The organism is Cellulomonas sp. P5_C5, from assembly GCF_054049655.1.
In genome coordinates this window covers 39,011-58,781 of record NZ_JBFULY010000025.1, presented here as the reverse complement: position 1 = coordinate 58,781, position 19,771 = coordinate 39,011, and the positions used below count along the sequence as shown (strand labels likewise).

General features: G+C 73.0%; 21 protein-coding genes. 7 read left to right on the top strand and 14 right to left on the bottom strand.

Translation table 11 applies throughout. The annotated features are described in order from the left end of the window. Positions 1–6 precede the first annotated feature (6 nt). Positions 7–1,707 (top strand): MFS transporter, encoded by a 1,701-nt coding sequence (locus ACXJKF_RS17320; protein ID WP_456788958.1) that lies wholly within the window; start codon positions 7–9, stop codon positions 1,705–1,707. Here ACXJKF_RS17320 and ACXJKF_RS17315 read toward each other — a convergent pair. Continuing rightward, positions 1,633–2,736 carry a class I SAM-dependent methyltransferase gene (locus ACXJKF_RS17315; RefSeq protein ID WP_456788957.1) on the bottom strand — a complete coding sequence of 368 codons (1,104 nt, stop codon included), beginning with the start codon at positions 2,734–2,736 and terminating at the stop codon, positions 1,633–1,635. The two genes, ACXJKF_RS17320 and ACXJKF_RS17315, sit on opposite strands and share 75 nt — an antisense overlap. A 56-nt stretch (positions 2,737–2,792) precedes the next feature. Continuing rightward, on the bottom strand, positions 2,793–3,539 hold the full coding sequence (locus ACXJKF_RS17310; RefSeq protein ID WP_456788956.1) for an alpha/beta hydrolase family protein: 747 nt from the start codon (positions 3,537–3,539) through the stop codon (positions 2,793–2,795). A 38-nt stretch (positions 3,540–3,577) separates the two neighbouring features. On the opposite strand from ACXJKF_RS17310, the gene ACXJKF_RS17305 reads away from it, so the two are divergent. Then, on the top strand, positions 3,578–4,159 hold the full coding sequence (locus tag ACXJKF_RS17305; RefSeq protein WP_456788955.1) for a DinB family protein: 582 nt from the start codon (positions 3,578–3,580) through the stop codon (positions 4,157–4,159). Here ACXJKF_RS17305 and ACXJKF_RS17300 read toward each other — a convergent pair. From ACXJKF_RS17300 to ACXJKF_RS17280, 5 genes are all read right to left on the bottom strand, one after another. Beyond that, complete coding sequence (locus ACXJKF_RS17300) at positions 4,146–4,472, bottom strand: hypothetical protein (protein ID WP_456788954.1); 327 nt, start codon at positions 4,470–4,472, stop codon at positions 4,146–4,148. The genes ACXJKF_RS17305 and ACXJKF_RS17300 overlap by 14 nt on opposite strands. Before the next feature lie 101 nt (positions 4,473–4,573). Beyond that, positions 4,574–5,236: a hypothetical protein gene (locus ACXJKF_RS17295; protein ID WP_456788953.1), complete on the bottom strand. Its 663-nt coding sequence runs from the start codon at positions 5,234–5,236 to the stop codon at positions 4,574–4,576. Positions 5,237–5,260: 24 nt separating this feature from the next. Continuing rightward, complete coding sequence (locus ACXJKF_RS17290) at positions 5,261–6,577, bottom strand: NAD(P)/FAD-dependent oxidoreductase (RefSeq protein WP_456788952.1); 1,317 nt, start codon at positions 6,575–6,577, stop codon at positions 5,261–5,263. A 48-nt stretch (positions 6,578–6,625) separates the two neighbouring features. Continuing rightward, complete coding sequence (locus ACXJKF_RS17285; protein ID WP_456788951.1) at positions 6,626–7,546, bottom strand: RNA polymerase sigma-70 factor; 921 nt, start codon at positions 7,544–7,546, stop codon at positions 6,626–6,628. Positions 7,547–7,562: 16 nt separating this feature from the next. Further along, a complete protein-coding gene (locus tag ACXJKF_RS17280) occupies positions 7,563–8,303 on the bottom strand; it encodes an SDR family oxidoreductase (protein WP_456788950.1) in 741 nt (246 codons plus the stop codon). A gap of 84 nt (positions 8,304–8,387) precedes the next feature. On the opposite strand from ACXJKF_RS17280, the gene ACXJKF_RS17275 reads away from it, so the two are divergent. After that, positions 8,388–10,442, top strand: coding sequence for a GMC oxidoreductase (locus ACXJKF_RS17275; protein ID WP_456788949.1), 2,055 nt, complete (start codon positions 8,388–8,390; stop codon positions 10,440–10,442). 9 nt (positions 10,443–10,451) lie between these two features. Here ACXJKF_RS17275 and ACXJKF_RS17270 read toward each other — a convergent pair whose 3' ends face one another. Next, positions 10,452–11,267: a class I SAM-dependent methyltransferase gene (locus ACXJKF_RS17270; RefSeq protein WP_456788948.1), complete on the bottom strand. Its 816-nt coding sequence runs from the start codon at positions 11,265–11,267 to the stop codon at positions 10,452–10,454. A gap of 91 nt (positions 11,268–11,358) precedes the next feature. Here ACXJKF_RS17270 and ACXJKF_RS17265 point away from each other — a divergent pair, with 91 nt between their 5' ends. Continuing rightward, positions 11,359–12,543 carry a YibE/F family protein gene (locus ACXJKF_RS17265; RefSeq protein ID WP_456788947.1) on the top strand — a complete coding sequence of 395 codons (1,185 nt, stop codon included), beginning with the start codon at positions 11,359–11,361 and terminating at the stop codon, positions 12,541–12,543. Here ACXJKF_RS17265 and ACXJKF_RS17260 read toward each other — a convergent pair. From ACXJKF_RS17260 to ACXJKF_RS17250, 3 genes are all read right to left on the bottom strand, one after another. Continuing rightward, complete coding sequence (locus ACXJKF_RS17260; RefSeq protein WP_456788946.1) at positions 12,520–13,764, bottom strand: YibE/F family protein; 1,245 nt, start codon at positions 13,762–13,764, stop codon at positions 12,520–12,522. The two genes, ACXJKF_RS17265 and ACXJKF_RS17260, sit on opposite strands and share 24 nt — an antisense overlap. Positions 13,765–13,953: 189 nt before the next feature. Continuing rightward, positions 13,954–14,100, bottom strand: coding sequence for a hypothetical protein (locus ACXJKF_RS17255; RefSeq protein ID WP_456788945.1), 147 nt, complete (start codon positions 14,098–14,100; stop codon positions 13,954–13,956). Between the two features lie 88 nt (positions 14,101–14,188). Further along, the gene (locus tag ACXJKF_RS17250; protein ID WP_456788944.1) at positions 14,189–14,917 is read right to left on the bottom strand and encodes a DUF72 domain-containing protein; all 729 of its coding nucleotides are present in this window, start codon (positions 14,915–14,917) and stop codon (positions 14,189–14,191) included. A gap of 103 nt (positions 14,918–15,020) precedes the next feature. Between ACXJKF_RS17250 and ACXJKF_RS17245 the strand changes: the two genes are divergently transcribed. Continuing rightward, positions 15,021–15,284 (top strand): GlsB/YeaQ/YmgE family stress response membrane protein, encoded by a 264-nt coding sequence (locus tag ACXJKF_RS17245; RefSeq protein WP_055915150.1) that lies wholly within the window; start codon positions 15,021–15,023, stop codon positions 15,282–15,284. Positions 15,285–15,423: 139 nt separating this feature from the next. Then, positions 15,424–16,272: an SDR family oxidoreductase gene (locus tag ACXJKF_RS17240; protein WP_456788943.1), complete on the top strand. Its 849-nt coding sequence runs from the start codon at positions 15,424–15,426 to the stop codon at positions 16,270–16,272. Positions 16,273–16,295: 23 nt separating this feature from the next. Here ACXJKF_RS17240 and ACXJKF_RS17235 read toward each other — a convergent pair whose 3' ends face one another. Next, entirely contained in the window at positions 16,296–16,967 is a 672-nt protein-coding gene (locus ACXJKF_RS17235) for an AIM24 family protein (protein ID WP_456788942.1), read from the bottom strand. Positions 16,968–17,001: 34 nt separating this feature from the next. Between ACXJKF_RS17235 and ACXJKF_RS17230 the strand changes: the two genes are divergently transcribed. Then, positions 17,002–18,135: a hypothetical protein gene (locus tag ACXJKF_RS17230; RefSeq protein ID WP_456788941.1), complete on the top strand. Its 1,134-nt coding sequence runs from the start codon at positions 17,002–17,004 to the stop codon at positions 18,133–18,135. Here the strand turns inward: ACXJKF_RS17230 and ACXJKF_RS17225 are convergent. Together ACXJKF_RS17225 and ACXJKF_RS17220 are read right to left on the bottom strand one after the other, a co-directional pair. Then, positions 18,132–19,031 (bottom strand): ABC transporter permease, encoded by a 900-nt coding sequence (locus ACXJKF_RS17225; RefSeq protein ID WP_456788940.1) that lies wholly within the window; start codon positions 19,029–19,031, stop codon positions 18,132–18,134. The genes ACXJKF_RS17230 and ACXJKF_RS17225 overlap by 4 nt on opposite strands. Then, a complete protein-coding gene (locus ACXJKF_RS17220) occupies positions 19,021–19,746 on the bottom strand; it encodes an ABC transporter ATP-binding protein (protein ID WP_456788997.1) in 726 nt (241 codons plus the stop codon). The genes ACXJKF_RS17225 and ACXJKF_RS17220 overlap by 11 nt, the downstream gene beginning before the upstream one ends. Positions 19,747–19,771: the final 25 nt, after the last annotated feature.

The window sequence follows — 19,771 nt, the reverse complement described above, 5'->3', positions numbered from 1 at the left end:
TGCCCGATGACCCAGAAGAGCGGCGGAGCGGCCGGGCTCGTCCTGTTCACGCTCGCCACGGCGCAGTTCCTCATGACGCTCGACAGCTCGGTGATGAACGTGTCCATCGCCCAGGTGGCTGCGGACGTCGGGACGACCGTGACCGGCATCCAGACCGCGATCACGCTCTACACGCTCGTCATGGCCAGCATGATGATCACGGGCGGGAAGATCGGGAGCCTGATCGGCCGGCGGCGGGCGTTCGCCATCGGCTGCGTGATCTACGCGTGCGGCTCGTTCGTCACGTCGATCGCGCAGAGCCTCACCGTGCTGATCATCGGCTGGTCGGTGCTGGAGGGGCTGGGGGCGGCGCTCATCATGCCCGCGATCGTCGCGCTGGTGGCGTCGAACTTCGCGTCCAAGGACCGGCCACGGGCGTACGGGCTCGTGGCCTCCGCCGGTGCGATCGCGGTGGCGGCCGGGCCGCTGATCGGCGGCTTCGTGACCACGTACTGGACGTGGCGCTACGTGTTCGCCGGCGAGGTCGTGCTGGTCATCGGCATCCTCGTGCTCACCCGCAGGCTGGCGGACGCCGAGCCGGAGGCGCGGTTCCGCCTCGACTACGTCGGCTCGGTCCTGTCCGCCCTGGGTCTGGGGCTGGCGGTCTTCGGCGTGCTGCGCTCCGGGGAGTGGGGGTGGGTGCTCAGCCGTCCGGGCGGTCCGTCCTGGCTCGGGCTCTCGCCGACGATCTGGCTGGTCCTGGCCGGCATGGTGGTGCTGCGGCTGTTCTTCTCGTGGGAGAACCGGATGGTCGCGGCCGGTCGCGAACCGCTCGTGCGCCCCGCGATGCTGCGCAACGCCCGGCTGGCCGGCGGCCTGACGATGTTCTTCTTCCAGTTCATGATCCAGGCCGGCCTGTTCTTCGTCGTCCCGCTGTTCCTGTCGATCGCGCTGGGTCTGACCGCCCTGCAGACGGGCGTCCGGCTCCTCCCGCTGTCCGTGTCCCTGCTGGTCGCCGCCGTGGGCATCCCGCGGTTCTTCCCGACCGCCTCCCCGCGCGAGGTGGTCCGCTGGGGACTGGTGAGCATGCTGCTCGGCATCGTCGCGCTCATGGGTGCGCTCGAGGTGGGGGCGGGGGCGGAGATCGTCGCCGTGCCGCTGCTGCTCGCCGGGTTCGGCGTGGGCGCCCTGTCGTCGCAGCTCGGGGCGGTCACCGTCTCCGCCGTGGCGGACAAGGACGCGGGTGACGTCGGTGGGGTGCAGAACACGATGACCAACCTGGGGGCGTCGCTGGGGACCGCCGTCGCCGGGTCGATCCTCATCGCGACGCTGACGTCCACCTTGCTCGTCGGTCTCGGCTCGAACCCGGAGGTGAGCGCCGAGGTCGCGGAGACCGCGAACGTGCAGCTCGCCTCCGGCGTGCCGTTCGTCTCCGACGCGCAGCTGGTGACGGCGCTCGAGGACGCCGGGGTCCCCGCCGACGAGGCCGCTGCGATCACGGACGAGAACGAGGCCGCCCGGATCGACGCCCTGCGTGCGAGCCTCGCCGTGCTCGCCGTGATCGCGGCCCTCGCGCTCTACTTCTCCCGCCTGCTGCCCACGGCACCGGTCGGGTCGGAACCGGTCGCCGCGGCGGGACCGCCCGACGAGTCGTCAGAGGTGGAGCCGGTAGAACCGGAACAGCTCGTGGTCGACCGGGAGGACCTCGACGCGCGAGAACCCGGCTGACGCGGCGTAGCCGGCGAGCACCGACGGGCGCATCACGGTCCCGGTCCCGACGCCGCCCGGGGTCGAGAGACCGTCGGGCAGGCAGCACACGATCGAGTACCCGTACAGCAGCCGCTCCACCGGGTCGGCGGGTGCTGCGAAGGCCTCCGCGGTCCGCTCGTCCATGACCAGCACGTAGCCGCCGTCGCGCGTGATCGCCCGCATCGCGGCGAGGACTCCGACGGGGTCCGGCAGGTCGTGGACGCACTCGTAGGCCATCACGACGTCGAACGTGCCGGCGCGGGTCTCGCGCAGCCGGGCGGCGTCCACGGCCGAGAACGTGACGCGGTCGCCGAGCCCACGGTCGGCGGCGTGCCGACGCGCCGCCGCCACCGACGGCTCGTCGACGTCGAACCCCTCGAACGTGGACGTGGGGAACGCGGCTGCCAGGCCGAGGGACGACCAGCCCTCGCCGGTGCCGATGTCCGCGACGCGCGCCGTCCCGGCCAGGCGGGCGTGCAGCTCGGGGATCGTGGGGATGATCTGACGGGGGAGCTCGTCCAGGAAGAGGGGGCGGTTGAGTGCGGCCTGGGCGGTGCGGGCGTCGTCCCCGAGCTGGGACCAGCTGACGCCGCCGCCGGACCGGGAGGCGGCGGCGAGGTCGTCGATCCGACGGCACGCCGCGATGACGAAGCCGGCCACCGGTGCCACGTGCAGAGGACTGTCGGGATCGGAGAGGACCGGGACCGCCCCGGGCGCGACCCGGTACCGCCGCTCGGTCGCGTCGACGGTGTCGTCCGTGAGGAGCCAGCCCCCCACGGCCTGCTGCTCCAGCCACTCGCGCGCATACCGCTCCTGGGTGCCGGTCCGGGCGGCCAGGTCGACGGACGTGAGCGGCCCGTCGTCGACGAGCGCCTGGTACCAGCCGAGGCTGCGACCGAGATGGATCGCGACCAGGTCCATCCCGCCGAGCGTCGCGGCCATGAGCCGGTCGGCGAACGCCGCGGGCTCGGCGTCGGCGGCGGGGGTCTCGAAGAGGTCGGTGCTCATGGTGCCTCCCGGCGGTGCGCAGATCTCCCGAGTCTGGACCTGGGCGGGGTGCGGCGTCAGCCCAGGACGTCCCGCAGCGCGGCGAGGACGGCCGGCCACGCCGCGGACGCGGGATCCACCAGCTCGAAGTGCCCGGTTCCGGGAACTTCGACGAGCGACACCCCGGTCCGGTCGCGGTAGCCCCGGGACACCTCGATCGGCACGATGTCGTCGAGCACGCCGTGCACGAGGACGGTGGCGGCGGGTGGGCGACCGAGCACGGCGGGATCGGTGGCGGCGAAGCGGTCCGGGACGGTCGCCGGGCTGCCGCCGAGCAGCTCGCGGACCGCCCCGCCGCTCAGGCCGAGCCGGTCCACCGCGGCCAGGTCGGCAGCCGGAGCCAGGGCGACCACCCCGCGGACGAGGGGCGCGCGCTCGGCACGACCGGGTGCGCCCGCCGGGAGCCCGTCCCGCAGGGCGGCCCAGAGCGCCAGGTGCCCACCGGCCGAGTGCCCGACGTAGGCGACGGACCCCAGGTCGACGCGGCCGGCGAGCGCGACCTGGACGGCATCGACGGCCTCACCGACGTCGGTGAACGTGGACGGCCAGCCCCCGCCACCGCCGACCCGGCGGTACTCGACGTTGGCCACGGCGAAGCCCTCGGCAGTGAGCGCGTCGGCCGTCTCGGCGAGGTGCGTGCGGTCGTACGCGACGCGCCAGAAGCCGCCGTGCAGGAGCACGACGAGCGGTGGACGGGCGGCGGTCCCGGGGAACGTGAGGTCGACGACCTGGTCGGGGTGGGTGCCGTAGCGGAGGGTCTCCACACCCGGACAGTACGCAGGGCGCACGGCATAGTGGCCGGATGGACGACAAGGACACCCTGCACCGGTACCTGCGTGCCCAGCGCACCAGCCTCGTCGGCAAGCTCGACGGCCTCGGCGAGTACGAGATCCGCCGGCCGATGACCTCCACGGGGACCAACCTGCTCGGGCTGGTCAAGCACGTCGCGAGCGTCGAGCTGGGTTACTTCGGGGTCGTGTTCGGGCGCCCGAGCGGACGAGACCTCCCGTGGGACGCCGACGACGCGGAGGTCAACGCGGACATGTGGGCGACCGCCGACGAGACGCGCGAGCAGATCGTCGAGCTGCACGAGTTCTCGGCCGCCCACTCCGACGCGACGATCGAGGCGTTGCCCTTGGACGCGCCGGGGGTGGTGCCGTGGTGGGGGGACCGCCGGGACGTGACGTTGCACCAGATGCTCGTGCACATGTGCGTCGAGACGGCCCGGCACGCGGGACACGCCGACATCGTGCGTGAGCTCGTCGACGGCGCCGTCGGCAGTCGCCAGGACGACCCGAACATCCCCTCGATCGACTGGCCGGCCTACCGCGAGCAGCTCGAGACTGCCGCGCGGCAGGCGGAGGCCGGGTCTACACGTCCGTGAAGTCGCAGCTGATGACGAAGCGGATGGACTTGTCGAACGTGTACGTGCGGTCGCCCTCGTTCGCGTCGCCCAGGTCGCTCACGACGTAGGTCTTCCCGGTCTTGATCACCACGAAGGCCACCGGTGACGGCTTGGTGTACGTGCGCACACCGTGGCCGACGGTGATCTTCGTGCAGTCGTAGACGCCGCCGTACTCCCAGGTCGTCGGGTCGGCCTGCGGGTCGGTCCGGCACGCTGCGGCCGGCCCCGCCGAGGCGAGCAGTGCGGCGCCGGCGAGCGCGGCGGCCGTGAGCGACATGCGGAGTCGTGCCATGAGTTCCCCCTGCTGTACGGCGGACACCGCGCTGGTCGCGGTGTCCGGTTTGTCCACGTTAGGGGCGGGCGGGCGAGGGGAGGAAGGTTCGGGCCGCAGGTTCACCCAGCGACGACGGGGCGCGCGCGGCCGGGCGTCAGCAGGATGGCGACGCTGAGCACGAGCACCCAGGCGGGGAACACCAGCTGCGCCCACTTGTTCTCGCCGGCGACCAGGAGCAGCACCAGCGCGACCGCGTAGCCGCTGAACGGCACCCAGCGCGGGACCGCGGCCGTGCGCAGTGCCACGGTGCTCACCGACAGCGTGAACACGGCGGCCATCCGCATCGCGTACACCGAGATCAGGGTCTCCGTGGTGCCGCGGCCGAACGTCCAGACGCCGGCGTCGAGGTCTGTCCCCGACACCATCGCGACCAGGCTCGTCGCAGTCACCGCGCCCTGGAACAGCATCGCGAGGAAGAGCAGGCCGCTGCCCAGGAAGACGGTCGAGAAGAGGCGGTCCTCGACCTCGCCCAGCTGGTCGCGCACCACGCCGATGAACCAGAGGAAGGCGATCCCGGCGAACGGCACGAGGTTCAGGGCGAGGCGCACGAGCGCGCGTCGGCCGGGGTCGAGCTCGATCTGGCCGACGGTCTCACCGGCGACGGCATGCCGCATCATCACGAGCGCGGCGATGAGCAGGACAGCGAAGAGGATCCCCGCGACCGCGGCGGACCGCCTGCTGCGCCAGCGTCGAGCGACGAGTCCGGGCGCTGGTGTGGTCACGGGGCCATCCTGGCAGGGGCGCCGCTACCGGGGTGCCCCGCCGCGCACGAACGCGTCCCGCGGGTGCTGCACGCCGGCGAGCGAGACGATGTCCCGCCCGAAGACGGCCGCGGCCAGCCACACGGCCAGCACCCGGATCTTGCGCTCCCACGTCGGCACGGCGAGCACGTGGTAGCCGCGGTGCATCACCCAGGCGGGGAAGCCGCGGATGACGAGGCGGCGGTACTGGAAGACGCCCTGACCCAGGCCGAGGGTCGCGACGACGCCGAGGCTCTGGTGGACGTAGTCCTTCGGGGTCCGGCCGCGCAGCACGGCGGCGACGTTCGCCGCGAGGTGCCTGCCCTGGCGCACGGCGTGCTGGGCGTTCGGGACGGTGCGCGCGCCGGGGGTACCGACGGTGACGTCCGGGACCGCGGCGTCGTCCCCGGCGGCCCACGCGTCCGGCACGGCCGCCTCCGCGGTACCGATCCGGAGGTCGGCGCGGACCCGGAGGAACCCGCGGTCGTCGACGGGGAGGTCCGTGTGCTGGGCGACCACGGGGTTCGCGGCGTTGCCGGCGGCCCACACGATCAGCTCGGAGTCGAGCTCCTGGCCGGTCGAGAGGACGACGTGACCGCCGACGGCCGAGACCAGCTGGGTGTTCAGGTGGACGTGCGCGCCCCGTTCCTCGAGCGCCCGCACCACCCAGCGTCCGGGCTCGTCCGTGACCTCCGGCAGGATCCGGCCCGCCGCCTCGACGAGGTGGAAGTTCAGGTCCGCCAGCGCGAGCTCGGGGTAGGAGCGCAGCAGCGCCGTGGCCAGCGACAACAGCTCGCCGAATCCCTCGACTCCGGAGAAGCCGCCGCCGACGAACGTCACGGTCAGGAGGCGCTGCCGCTCGGGTCCGGGCGGGAGGACGGAGGCGCGGTCGAACGAGGTCAGGAGCGAGTCGCGGATGGCGACGGCCTCCTCGACGTGCTTCATCCCGATGGCCTGGTCGGCGATGCCCGGGATGGGGAACGTGCGGGTGACCGCGCCGGCGGTGATGACGATGACGTCGTAGTCGAGCTCGATGTCGTCGCCGTCGGCGGGGCGGACCCGCAGCGCCCGGCGCGCGTGCTCGACGCGGGTCACCTCGCCGGCGACCACGGTGGCGCGCCGCAGGTGCTTGCGCAGCGACACGGCGGCGTGCCGGGCCTCGACGGACCCGGCGATCACCTCGGGCAGGAACGGCTGGTACGTCATGTACGGCCGCGGGTCGATGACGGTGATCTCCGCCTCGTCCGGGCGCAGCGTCTTCTCCAGGTTCCACGCGGCGTAGAAGCCTGCGTAGCCGCCACCGACGATCACGATCTTCTTCATGTGTGTCACATCTTCTCGACCACGCAGGACGTCGGAACGTGACAGCCCTCAGGGGGCGAACTGCCGCATCTTGCTCGGGCTGACCACGATGTAGACGTGCTCGATCCCGCGCTCGGAGCCGTCCAGCGCGACGATCGCCTGCGGTTCACCGGCAGCCGAGGTGACCAGGAGCGCGGCGCCCCCGTTGGCCTCCACGATCCGTAGCGTCGAGTCCTGCCAGTACTTGCGCAGGATGTTGTCCAGGAACGTGACCGTGCGGGCCGCGCCCACGAGCTCGACGCGCGACGCGTGCACCTCGCCGCCGCCGTCGGGTCGCACCACGACGTCGTCGACGAGCAGGCGCTCCAGGCCGGCGAGGTCCCCGGCGCGGGCCGCTGCGACGAACGACTCCAGCAGCCGGCGCTGCTGCGCGGGGGACGCGGGCGCCGAGCGCTCGGAGTCCAGGTGCTCGCGCGCCCGCCGGGCCACCTGACGGGCGTTGACCTCCGAGATGCCCAGGACGTCGGCGATCTCCCGGTAGGAGTACCCGAACGCCTCGCGCAGCACGTAGGCGGCGCGCTCGGTCGGGCCCAGCTTCTCCAGCAGGAGCAGCACGGCCATCTCCAGCGCCTCGCCCCGCTCGGCCCCGAGCGCCGGGTCCGCGCTGGTGTCCACCGGCTCGGGCAGCCATGGCCCGATGTAGGTCTCGCGCCGCGCGTGCGCCGAGGTCGTCGCGTTGATGGCGAGCCGGGTCGCGGTGGTGGTGAGGAACGCCGCGGGGTTGTGCACCACGCGGCGGTCCGTGCCCTGCCAGCGCAGCCAGGCGTCCTGCACCACGTCCTCGGCCTCCGCGACGCTGCCCAGCATCCGGTACGCGATGCCGAAGAGCCGCGGCCGCACATCCTCGAACGCGGCCAGGTCCGAGTCCGGGACGTTCGCGTTCCAGCCGGCCGCGGGCGCGCCGGTGTTGTCGGCGGTGTCGCTGGTCACCGTCACAAGATAGGGGTCAGCGTCCGGCCCAGTCCTCGAACCGGGTGGTCCCGAGGGTCGCCTCGCCGAGCGGGACGAGGGTGTCCTCGTCCAGGACGGCACCGAAGTACGTCGCGGCGGGGTCCGTCACGACCTCACGGGGGTCGTCGTGCGCGGCGAGGAAGCGGCGGCCGAGGTCGTCGAGCCGGAGCTGCTCCGGACCGGCGATGTCCACCCTGCCGTTGGTCGGCGCACCCACGGCGACGTCCCGGAGCGCCGCGGCGACGTCGTCGGCGGCCATCGGCTGGATCAGGACGTGCGCCAGGCGCACCGTGGAGCCGTCCGTCGCCGAGTCGACGATGCCCTTCACGAACTCGAAGAACTGCGTCGCGTGGACCAGCGAGAAGGGGACGGGGGAGGTCTCGATGAGCTGCTCCTGGGCGATCTTCGCGCGGAAGTAGCCGCTCTCGGGCAGCCGCTGCGTGCCGACGACGGACAGCGCGACGTGGTGGCGGACGCCCGCGACGGACTCGGCGGCCAGCAGGTTGCGGGTCGAGGTCGTGAAGAACTCCAGGACCGCTGCCGCCTCGAAGGACGGCGAGTTCGAGACGTCCACGACGACGTCCGCACCGGTGAGCACCGCGGCCAGCCCGTCGCCGGTCAGGGTGTCGACACCCGTGCCGGGCGACGCGGCGACGGCCTCGTGGCCCTGTGCGGCGAGCAGCGTGACCAGCTTCGAGCCGATGAGGCCGGTGCCTCCGACGACGACGATCTTCATGGGTGAACCTCCGGTGTCGGTGACCAGCGACGCGCTGGTCACCACCTTCGACCGCGTGGCTCGCTCAGACGTGACACTGGGCGCGTGACGGTGGACTGGAGCGTGGTGTCGGCCCTCGCCGACGCCCTGGTGCCGCAGGACGAGTACCCGTCCGCGTCGCAGGCGGGAGTGGTCGACCGCCTGCGCGCGGACGCGCTGGGTGTGAACGCGGACCTGTGGGTGTCGTTCCTCGGACCCGGTGCCTCCTGTCTGGCCGACGAGGTCGCGTCCCGGGGAGCGGACGGCCTCGTCGAGGACCTGCTCGCCGGCCGGACGACCGTGCCGTGGACCGTCGACAGCGCGGCGTTCGTCGAGACGATGGTCCGGCTGGTCGCGGAGCAGTACTACGGCGCCCGCGACGCTCCTGGCTGGGAGATGGTCGGGTACCGGCCGGGTCCACGACGCGGCTCCGACCTCCTCGGCCCCGGACCCGCCGCGCTGCGCACCCGCCGCCTGGTGGACGCCGCCGACCGGTACGACGCGGTCGTCGTGGGATCGGGCGCCGGCGGGGGAGTCGCGGCCTCGGTGCTGACGCGGGCCGGGCTGCGCGTGCTGGTGCTGGAGCGCGGGGAGGCGCTGGCGTACGAGCAGATCGGCAACGACCACCTGCGCAACTTCCGGGTCAGCCGCTACGGGCACAACGCCCCGCCGTACCTCGACGACGGGGGTGTGCGCGTGGTCGTGGACCCGGACGGGTCCGAGCGCGTCGAGCCGCCGTGGGGACCGGGCTACGGCGCCCTGCCGCACACCGTCGGTGGGGGCACGCGCCTCTACCAGGGGATGGCGTGGCGGCTCACGCCGGAGGACTTCCACCTGGCGACCACCCACGGCGTCCCGGACGGCAGCTCGCTGAGCGACTGGCCGCTGACGTACGACGACCTGGAGCCGTTCTACACGCGGGTCGAGCAGGAGATCGGCGTCTCGGGCGACGGCGCCGCGCACCGCAACCAGGGCGCCCGCTCGGCCGGCTACCCGATGCCGCCGCTGCCCGACAACACCGAGGCCGAGCTGCTGCGGCGCGGCGCCGGACGGCTGGGGCTGAGCACCGGGCCGGTGCCGATGCTCATCAACTCCGTCCCCCGCGGTGGCCGAGGGCGGTGTGTGCAGTGCGGCGAGTGCGTCGGGTTCGCGTGCCCGAGCGACGCCAAGAACGGTCCGTACAACACGGTCCTGCCCGATGCGGTCGCCGCGGGGTGCCACCTGGTGACCGGTGCGCGCGCGCTCGAGGTGCGGACCGACGCGTCGGGCACGGTCACGGGGGTGCTGGCGGTCGACGAGGCGACGGGGGAGCGCCGGACCATCTCCGCGGGGCACGTGGTGCTCGCCTGCGCCGCGGTCGAGACCGCGCGCCTGCTCCTGGCCAGCCGCTCCGACGCGCACCCCGACGGCCTCGGCAACCACACCGACCAGGTGGGCCGTCATCTGCAGGGACACGTCTACGTCGGCGGGTTCGGGCTGTTCGACGAGCCGGTCATCGACGGACCGGGCCCGAACGTCCGGATCGCGACCTGTGACTACGTCAACCGGCTCCCCGGCGCGATCGGTGGGGGCGTCCTGGCGAACGAGGTGCTCAAGCTGCCGGTCGCGCACTGGTCCGGCGCCCTGCCACCCGACGCGCCGCGGTGGGGGCTCGCCGGCAAGCACGCGATGCGCGACCTGTACCGGCGGACCAGCCACGTGTTCGGGCCGGTGCAGGAGATCCCGGTGCCGGACCTGCGCGTCACGCTCGACCCACGGCACGTGGACCGCCACGGGATCGCCGTGGCCCGCCTGTCCGGCAAGCAGCACGCGCTCACCCTCGTCGCGGCGCGGCTGCAGTCCGAGCGGGCGCAGGAGTGGCTCGACGCCTCCGGCGCGCGTCGGGTCTGGTCGACCGGTCCGGTGTCCGACGCCGTGACCGGCGGCCAGCACCAGGCCGGGACGTGCCGGATGGGGGAGGACCCCGCGACCTCCGTGACCGACCCGTCCGGGCGGGTCCACGGCCACGACAACCTCTGGGTGATGGACGGGTCGGTGCACGTCACCAACGGCGGGTTCAACCCCGTGCTCACGATCCTGGCGCTGGCCTACCGGAGCGCGGAGCACCTGGCGGCGCGGTGAGGACGCGTGTCAGGGGCGCACGCCCAGGGTGTGCCTGACGTGCTGCACGAACGTGAGGCGACCGGCGTCGTCGCGCATCCCGTCCAGGGTGTCGACGATCTCGGCGCGCAGCGCGGTGCGGTCCGCCTCGGGCACGGCCTCCCACATCGCCCGCTGGCCGTGCGACCACGAGAACCGCAGGAAGTGCTCGGGGTCGTCGAACCCCGCCTCGACCTGGTCCGCGACCGTCCGGACGTCGGCCAGTCCCGCCTCGTGGAACAGCTCTTCCATGCCTGCGTCGGAGGCGAAGGGTCCGCGCCGCCCGCTGGTGCGGGCGTCGAGCATCGCCGCGGGGAGGTACGGGTCGAAGAGGGCGTCGACGCGGCGCCACCGGTCGTCCTGGCCGCCGAAGGTCGTCACCCCCAGCCGTCCGCCGCCGACGAGGAGGTCGGTCCACCCGCGCAGCGCCGCAGCCGGTTCCGGCAGGAAGAACAGCACCAGGCAGGACGCGACGACGTCGAAGGACGCCGACGGCAGCCCGGGTGCGCGGGCGTCACCGACCCGCACCTCGACCTGCGCCAGGTCCGACAGGTCCTGCCTCGTCAGCTCGACCATGCGGGGGGCGAGGTCGATCCCGAGGGCGTACCCGTCGGGTCCGGCCGCCTGCGCGAGCGGCCGCAGCGCAGCGCCTCGTCCGCAGCCGACGTCGAGCACCCGCTCGCCGGGACGGACCGCCAGCTCGGCGACGAGGCCGGCGGCGATCGGCTCGAACCACGGCACCCCGACGCGGTCGTAGGTGTCCGCAGCCCGGTCGAACACGCCTGCGATGCCGTCCGGGGATCCCATGCCGTCACCCTGCCAGTGCCGAGCCGGACACGACAGCGGGCGACGGCGTGTCCGGGCCGCGTCCCGGCGCGGGTCGACGGATCCTGGGGCGATGAGCGCGCACCCCCACGAGGACGCCCCGGCGTCACCGCAGGTTCGTCGGCACGCGCGTCGGGTGTTCACGGCGATCCTGGTCCCCGCGCTGCTGGCGACCCTGCTGGGCGCATGGGTGCTGTGGCCGACGGGCGAGCGGCCCGTGCTGGAGACGTCCCCGCCGGGCATGACGTTCCCGACGGTCACCGTGGCCGAGGTGTTCCCGCAGGCCACCGACCCGCTGCGCCAGGTCCGCGCGACCACCGCGGACGGGTCCAGCGCCTGGGTCCAGGTGCCGCCTGAGTACCTGCCGGAGATCCACCCGGGCGACCGGGTCATCGCCGCGGACCTGGGCGCCATGGGCACGCCGGAGACGGGCCTGGTCTTCACCGACTTCGTGCGCGGACCGCCGCTCGGGCTGCTCGCCGCGGTCTTCGCGGTGCTCGTGGTCGCGGTGGCCCGGTGGCGGGGGTTCGCGGCGCTGGTCGGGCTCGGCATCTCGATGGGCGTCATCGGGGTGTTCATGCTGCCGGCGCTGCTCGAGGGCAAGCCGGCCCTGCCCGTGGCCCTGGTGACGTCGTCGGCCATCATGTTCGTCGTCCTCTACCTCGCGCACGGCTTCACGCTCCGGACGTCGACCGCGCTCGTCGGCACCCTGCTCGGGCTGCTCGCGACGGGTGTCCTGGCGACGTGGGCGAGCGGCGCGGCGCACTTGACGGGACTGTCGGGGGAGTACGCCCTCGACCTGCTGTCCTACGCGCCGCAGGCACGGATGAGCGCGATCCTCCTGTGCGGCATGGTGATCGCCGGGCTCGGCGTGCTCAACGACGTGACCATCACGCAGGCGTCCGCGGTGTGGGAGCTGCACGGCAGCTCGCCGCAGGCCGGCTGGCGGGAGCTGTTCGGCCGGGGCATGCGGATCGGCCGCGACCACATCGCGTCGACCGTCTACACCATCGTGTTCGCCTACGTCGGCGCCACCCTGCCGCTGGTCCTGCTCGTCAGCATCTCCGACCGCGGCATGCTCGACGCCCTCACCAGCGGGGAGCTGGCCGAGGAGGTGGCCCGGACGCTGGTCGGGTCCATCGGCCTGGTGCTCGCCATCCCGATCACGACGGCGATCGCCGCGTGGGTGGTGCGGTCCGGCCGTCCGGCACCGGCGGCGGAGCAGGACCCCGAGCTAGTGGACGTGGCTGTGCGCTGAGGACCGGCGCAGCTCCGCAGGTGCCTGCGCGTGCGCGACGACGGCCGCGATCGCCGTGGTGAACGGGATCGCGAGGATGAGCCCGATGGCACCCGCCAGGGTGCGGACGATCTCCTGGGCGAACTGTCCGCTGGTCAGGGTCTGGCCCAGCGGCAGCTCGTAGATCTGCAGGAGCAGCAGCACCGGGAGCGAGGCGCCGGCATAGGCGAACGCGATGGTGTAGATCGTCGAGGCGATGTGGTCCCGGCCGATCCGCATGCCGCCCGTGAACAGGCCGCGCCACGTCGCGCGGGGGTCGACCGCGCGCAGCTCCCACACCGCCGACGCCTGCGTGATCGTCACGTCGTTGAGCACGCCCAGCCCGGCGAGCACGACGCCGCACAGGAACACGCCGCGCAGGGCAGCCGCCCCGTCGTCACCGAGGAGGGCCGCCAGCCGGTAGTCCTCCTCGGTCGTCGCGCCGGTGAGGTGGGCCGCGTCCGCGCCGAGCGTCCCCAGCGCGGCCACGAGCAGGAGGCCGGTGAGGGTGCCGAGCAGCGCGGTGCTCGTGCGCAAGGAGAACCCGTGGGCCAGGTACAGCACGACGGCCATGATCACGGCGGACCCGCACAGGGCGAGGACGACGGCGTTCTCCCCAGCGATGAGCCCCGGCAGCACGTACTGCCAGAGCACCACGAACGCGAGGGCCAGGCCGACGATCGCGCGCACGCCACGCCACCCGGCGACCAGGGCGGTGACCAGCACGAACGCCAGCGCGAGCGTCGCGAGAGGGACGCCGCGGGCGAAGTCCGACCACGCCCACGTCTCCGGTGACCCGTCAGCCGCCGGGTAGTGCTCGACGACGATCCGGGTGCCCTCCGGGACGTCGGAGGCGGTGAGTGTCGCCGTCGCCCACACCTCGATGTCGGTCCCGGACTGCGACCCGGACGTGACCGTCGCGAGGACCTTGAGGCACGGCACCTGGTCCGGCTGGGAGCCGTCCGGCAGGCGGTCCTCGACGGTCGACTCGCACTGCTCGGTCCGTGTCCCGGTGACCTTCGCGGTGACGTGCTCGACCCCGACGTCGACGAGCCCGGCCCGCTGACCGGTCCCGCCGTCGTCGTGCGGCCACGTCACGATCATCCCGACGACCGCGGCCAGGAGCAGGGGAGCGAGAACCAGGCCGAGCACGAGCGCGGCACGCGACGGAGGACGAGGCCGGCGGGGTGGGGGTGCAGTCACGCGGACGATTCTGCGTCATCGGGACCGCACCACCGTGCCGCGGGACAGGTGTCAGGACGCCGGGCGGAGCAGCACCGGTCCAGCCGTCCTCGTGCGGGGTCCAACGTGCGTCCGGTTCGCCCACCGCGCGCGCGGTGGGCAGGTGCGAGGCGCCGAGCCCGAGGGCTGCGGCGCCTTGCCGTGCGGGTCCTAGCGGGGGTCGACGTCGTGCTCGTCGAGCCCGTCGGCCTTGATCTTCTCGGCGTCGGTCAGCTCGGCCTCGGCCGCAGCCTCGACGTCGCGGACCACCGGGGCGTCGTCTCCCGTGTCGTGGACGATCCTGTCGTCGGTGTGCATCTCGACCTCCTCGTCGTTCAGCCTTCGTGCGGGAGGCGAGCGTAGGTCCGGCGCGGCGTCCGCGCGCGTCGAGCCGAGGACCCGCAGGTCACACCGCCAGGAGGCCGCGCAGCGTGCGCGCGTTGTGCACCGCGTTCCCGCCGCCGTCGTTGTTGAAGTAGGCGAGGACGTCGTGGCCACCCCCGGACCACTCACGCATCCGGTCGGCCCACCAGCGCAGGTCGTCGTCGGAGTAGGAGCCGCCGTAGAGGTGGTCGTGGTCCGGTCCGTGCAGCCGCACGTAGACGGTCCGCGCGGTCGCCCGCAGCACGCACGGCAGGCGGGCGCCGCTCATCACGACGTTCGCGGCGCCGTGCCGCTCCAGGAGCGTGAACACGTCGTCGTGCTGCCACGACGGGTGCCGCAGCTCGACGGCGACGCGGACCCACTCGGGCACGGACCCGAGGAACCAGTCCAGCCGGGCGTCGTCGCGCTCCTGGTCCGGCCGCAGCTGGACGAGCAGCACCTCGCGCCGGTCGCCGAGCTCGTGCCACGAGCGCGCCATCCGGTCCGACCACGCCTCGGGCGCGTACAGGCGCTTGGCGTGGGTCAGGCCGCGCGACGCCTTCACGGACATGCCGAAGCCGTCGGGGAGCCGTCGGCGCCAGCCGGCGAACGTCGTGTCCCGCGGCCAGCGGTAGAAGCTCGCGTTGAGCTCGACCGTGTCGAACTCCTGGACATACCTCCCGAGCCGCTCCCACGGCGGGAGCCCGGGCGGGTAGAGGACGTGCTCCCAGTGGTCGTACGACCACCCCGAGGTGCCGATGCGGATGCTCACCGTCGGATGAAACCTCTCGCTCAGCGCGCGGACCGGACGATTCACCCCTAGATTCACTCGTCGCCGTACCCGGCGCATCTCTTCACCCCTCAGGAGCCCCACCATGACCCCCGCAGGCATCATCTCCGCGATCATCATCGGCGCCATCATCGGCGTCCTCGGACGCCTGGTCGTCCGCGGCAAGCAGAACATCTCGATCCTCGTCACGATCATCGTCGGCATCGTCGCCGCCCTCCTGGGCACCTGGCTCGCCGGCCTGGTCGGCGTCCAGACGACGGACGGCATCGACTGGATCGAGCTGCTCTTCCAGGTGGTCCTCGCCGCGATCGGTGTGGCGATCGTCGCGGGCTCGGGTCGTCGTCGCTGACCGACGCCCCTGGTGACAGGAGCGGCCCACCTCCTGGTGGGCCGCTCCCGGCACGTCAGGATGCGAGCACGGCGCCCCGGACCGACCATGAGGCAGCCGAAGAAGCCGGCGTCGCGACGGACGCACCGCAGGAGCAGACATGTCGTTTCCCGCCCAGCAGCAGCAGCCGCCCGGGCTCACCGAGCCGATGAGCCCGACGCCGGACCACGGGGAGTCCAGCTACGAGGGGCACGGGTCCCTGACCGGCCGACGCGCCCTGATCACCGGCGGTGACTCGGGCATCGGACGCGCGGTCGCCATCGCGTACGCGCGGGAGGGCGCCGACGTCGCGATCGTGTACCTGCCCGAGGAGCAGGCCGACGCCGACGAGACCGCGCGATGGGTCGAGCAGGCCGGGCAGCGGTGCGTGCAGATCCCCACCGACCTGACCGACGAGCAGTCCGCGCGCGCGGCTGTCAGGCAGGCCGTGGCCGAGCTGGGTGGTCTCGACGTGCTGGTGAACAACGCGGGGTTCCAGATGGCACGCCGCGAGTCGATCGCGGACATCACCTCGCAGGACCTTGACCGGACCTTCAAGACGAACCTGTACGCGCTGTTCTGGGTCACGCAGACCGCCCTGGAGCACATGGGGGAGGGCGGCGTGATCCTCAACAACTCCTCGATCCAGGCCTACCAGCCGTCCGAGACGCTCCTCGACTACGCGTCGACCAAGGCGGCGATCAACAACGTGACGGTCAACCTGGCCGCGGAGCTGGGATCGCGTGGGATCCGCGTGAACGCGGTGGCACCGGGCCCCATCTGGACGCCGTTGCAGCCGGCCACCCAGTTCACGGAGAAGGTCGAGACGTTCGGCAAGGACACGCCCCTGGGACGCGCGGGCCAGCCCGCCGAGGTCGCGCCCGCGTTCGTGTTCCTCGCGGCCGACTCGACGGCGTCCTACGTGTCCGGGACGGTCCTCGGGGTGACCGGCGGCAAGCCGGTCTTCTGAGCCGGCGTCGGGCGTCGCGACGGCTACCCCTGGTTCACGACGGGGTGCCCCTCGGAGGCCTGGACGACGACGAAGCCCTGACCGGTGAGCCCCAGCTGGTAGGCCTCCCCGGAGCCGCGCCCGACGACCGCGCCGAGCTTCGCGGTCTTCCGCACCGTCGACGTCAGCGACGTCGACCAGAGCACGGCCGCCTGCATGTCGACGTAGGTCGGCACGTCGACCTGCAGCACCACCGGCGTCCCGTACGCGGTCACGGCCAGGGCGCCGGTGCCGGTGAACGTGGTGTTGAACAGGCCGCCGCTGAGCATGGACGCGCCCTCGACGCGGTTGATGTCCCAGGTCAGCGCGCTCTCGAAGGCGAGGATGTTGGAGCCGCTGACGGTGACGCTCTCGTTCTCCAGGTGGAGGATGAAGATCTCGTCGGCGTCCTGGGCGAGGAAGACGTCGCCGCTGCCGGAGACCTTCATCAGGGACATGCCCTCGCCGGTGAAGGCCTTCTTGAACATCTTGGCGACGCCGCCGCTGCCCTGGTAGCTGAAGTCGACGTCGCCCTGGTAGGCCACCATCGACCCCTGCTTGGCATAGAAGAAGCCGCCGGTGCCGGCGAGGTCGACCTTGAGCATCCGCCCGTTCTGCAGCACGAAGCTGCCGGGCTCGGTGGACAGTTCCGCGTTCTGCATCAGTGAGCTGCGCATCGCCGAATGCTAGCGGGCGGGCCACACTGGTCGGGTGGTCGACAGTCCGGTCCCACCCCCCGCGAGCTGCCCGATCGGGTGGCAGCCGCAGGCGCTCGCGCCCGTCTTCTGGGGCGTCCGCTCGCTCGGACCCGCCGACGGGGCACCGGTGGACCTGCGGATCTTCTTCCCGAGCCTGGACGGCGCGGTGGAGTCCGCGCCGATCCTCGAGGGGTGCGGGCGGTACCCGCTGGTCCTGTTCGCGCACGGTCACTGCGCGCAGGACACCGACCACTACCTGCGCTGGTTCCTGATCCCCGCGTTCCTGGCCCGCAGCGGCTACGTCGTGGTCGTGCCACGGCTCGCGGGGAACGACGGGGGGAGCAACCCGTCCGTCCCCGAGCACCCGGACGAGGAGACCCTGGACGCGGTGCTCACCTGGGCGCGGACGGGGTGGGAGCACGCGGACGTGCTCCTCCCGCCGCCGGCGACGGGCGTCGTCGGGCACAGCTTCGGCGCGATGCTCGGGGCACGCTTCGCGGTCGGTCGCCCGATCACGGCCTTCGCCGGGCTGAGCGGCGGCTGGCAGGACTGGTTCGGCGGGTCACCGTTCCCGCTGCCGCTGCTCGACATGCCGACGTTGTTGCTGTGGGGACTCGGCTTCGACCTGTTCAGCCAGCTGACCGAGGCGCAGTGGCAGGGGATGCACCGGCCGCGCCACCGGGTGGTGTTCGACGAGGGCGAGCACTGGGACTACCTGAGCGCACAGATCGATGTCCCGTGCCGGCCCGGGTCGGGATCGTGCACGGAGATCGCCGGCGCGACCGCGGACCTGGTGACGATGTTCTTCGCCCGCTACCTGCCGCCCGAGCTGGCGACCAACCTCGCGGTCGACGTCCCGTCGTCCCTGGTCCCGCCCGACCTGGAGCTGACCCCGGAGCAGGAGTTCTTCGCGGGCGGGTTCCTCGGTGGCTTCCACCGTCTGGGCGGCAGGCCGCAGTGCGGGGTGACCGTCTCGTCCGACAGCGAGCGGCTGCTCGCCAACCGCCGGACGCGGGAGACCCACTCCCTGGACCACCCGTGCGTGTGGGTCGAGAAGATCGCGGCACGGAACCGCTGGCCCGTCGGTGCGCGCCCGGCCGGGTACCACTGGTGCGACGTGTGCTTCCCCAGCCGGGCGGACGGCTAGCGGGTCGAGGCCTGCCCGGTGAGTCCGCGCGAGTGCAGGACGTGGCGTTCCAGCGGTGCGAAGACCACGAGCTCGATGACGATGCCCACCAGGAAGATGAGCCCGATCGACGCGATGACGAGCGACATGTCGCTGGTGACCCGGCCGAGGTCGAGGATCTGCCCGAGACCGGTGCCGAGGCCGGTCTGCACGATGAGCTCGGCAGCCATGAGGGAGCGCCACGCGAACGCCCAGCCCTGCTTGAGCCCGCCGAGGAACCCGGGCAGCGCGGCGGGTAGCAGCACGAAGCGGATCCGCGTCCAGCCCGTGGCGCCGAGCACCTGGCCGACGCGCAGGTACAGCGGCGGCACCTGGTCGGTCCCGGCGAGCAGCCCGTTGACGATCGACGGCACCGCGCCGAGCAGGATCACCGCGTACATCGTCGCGTCGGTGAGCTGGAACCAGATGATCGCGGCGGGCACCCAGGCCACGGACGGGAGCGACTGGAGCCCGGTGATGATCGGGCCGAACGCACGGCGCAGGAGCGGGGACGCGGCGAGCGCGACGCCGATCGCCACGCCGACCACGACGGACATCGCGAAGCCGACGGCCGCGCGCTGGACGCTCAGCGAGACCGCGCGCCACGCGGAGCCGTCCTGGATAGTGCCCAGCAGGGTCTGCCAGGTGTCCGCCGGGCTGGGCAGCGCGTACGGCGGCTTGAGCTCCAGCAGGTAGGCGACCTGCCAGACGACGAGCAGCGCGCCGAGCGCGGCGAGCACGGGCCAGATCGCCCGCCACGCGCCTCGCCAGGCGGAGCTGCGGGGAGCAGCGACCGGGGTCTCGAGCGCGTCGAGCCCGGCCGCGAGATCGTCGTCCGTGGTGCGTCGCGTGGGTTGCGCCGAGGTGTCAGTGGCCATGGCGGGCGATCTCCTGTCGCAGGTCCTCGGTGATCTCGGCGCTGAGCCGGGACACGTCGGGGTCTTCGATGCGGCGCGGCTGGGGGATGTCCACCGACCACTCGCGGGCGACGCGGCCGGGCCGTGACGAGAGCAGGACGACCCGCTGCCCGAGCCGCACGGCCTCGCGCACGTTGTGCGTGACGAAGATGACGGCACGTCCGGTCTCGGTCCAGATGCGGGTGAGCTCCTCGTGGAGCACGTCCCGCGTGATGGCGTCGAGCGCCGCGAACGGCTCGTCCATGAGCAGGAGGTCCCCCTCCTGGGCCAGCGCCCGGGCCAGGGCGACGCGTTGGCGCATGCCGCCCGAGAGCTCGTGCACCCGCTTGGGGCCCGCACCCTCCAGCCGGACGAGCGTGAGCAGGCGCTGGGCCTCCTCGCGCCGTTCCGCCCGGGCGACGCCCCGCAGCCGGAGCGCGAGCTCCACGTTGCCTGCGGCGGTGAGCCACGGGTAGAGCGCGGGCTCCTGGAACATCAGTGCCGGACGCCCGCCGGGCACCTCGACGGTGCCCGAGACGGGCTTGTCCAGCCCCGCGACCAGCGACAGCAGGGTCGACTTGCCGCAGCCCGAGGCACCGAGCAGGCAGACGAACTCGCCCGGTGCCACGGTCAGGTCGATGCGGTCGAGCACCGGGGGCCGCGACGCCTCGCCGAAGTGGTGCGTCACCCCGGTCAGACACGCCGCGACGGCGGCCGGGGCC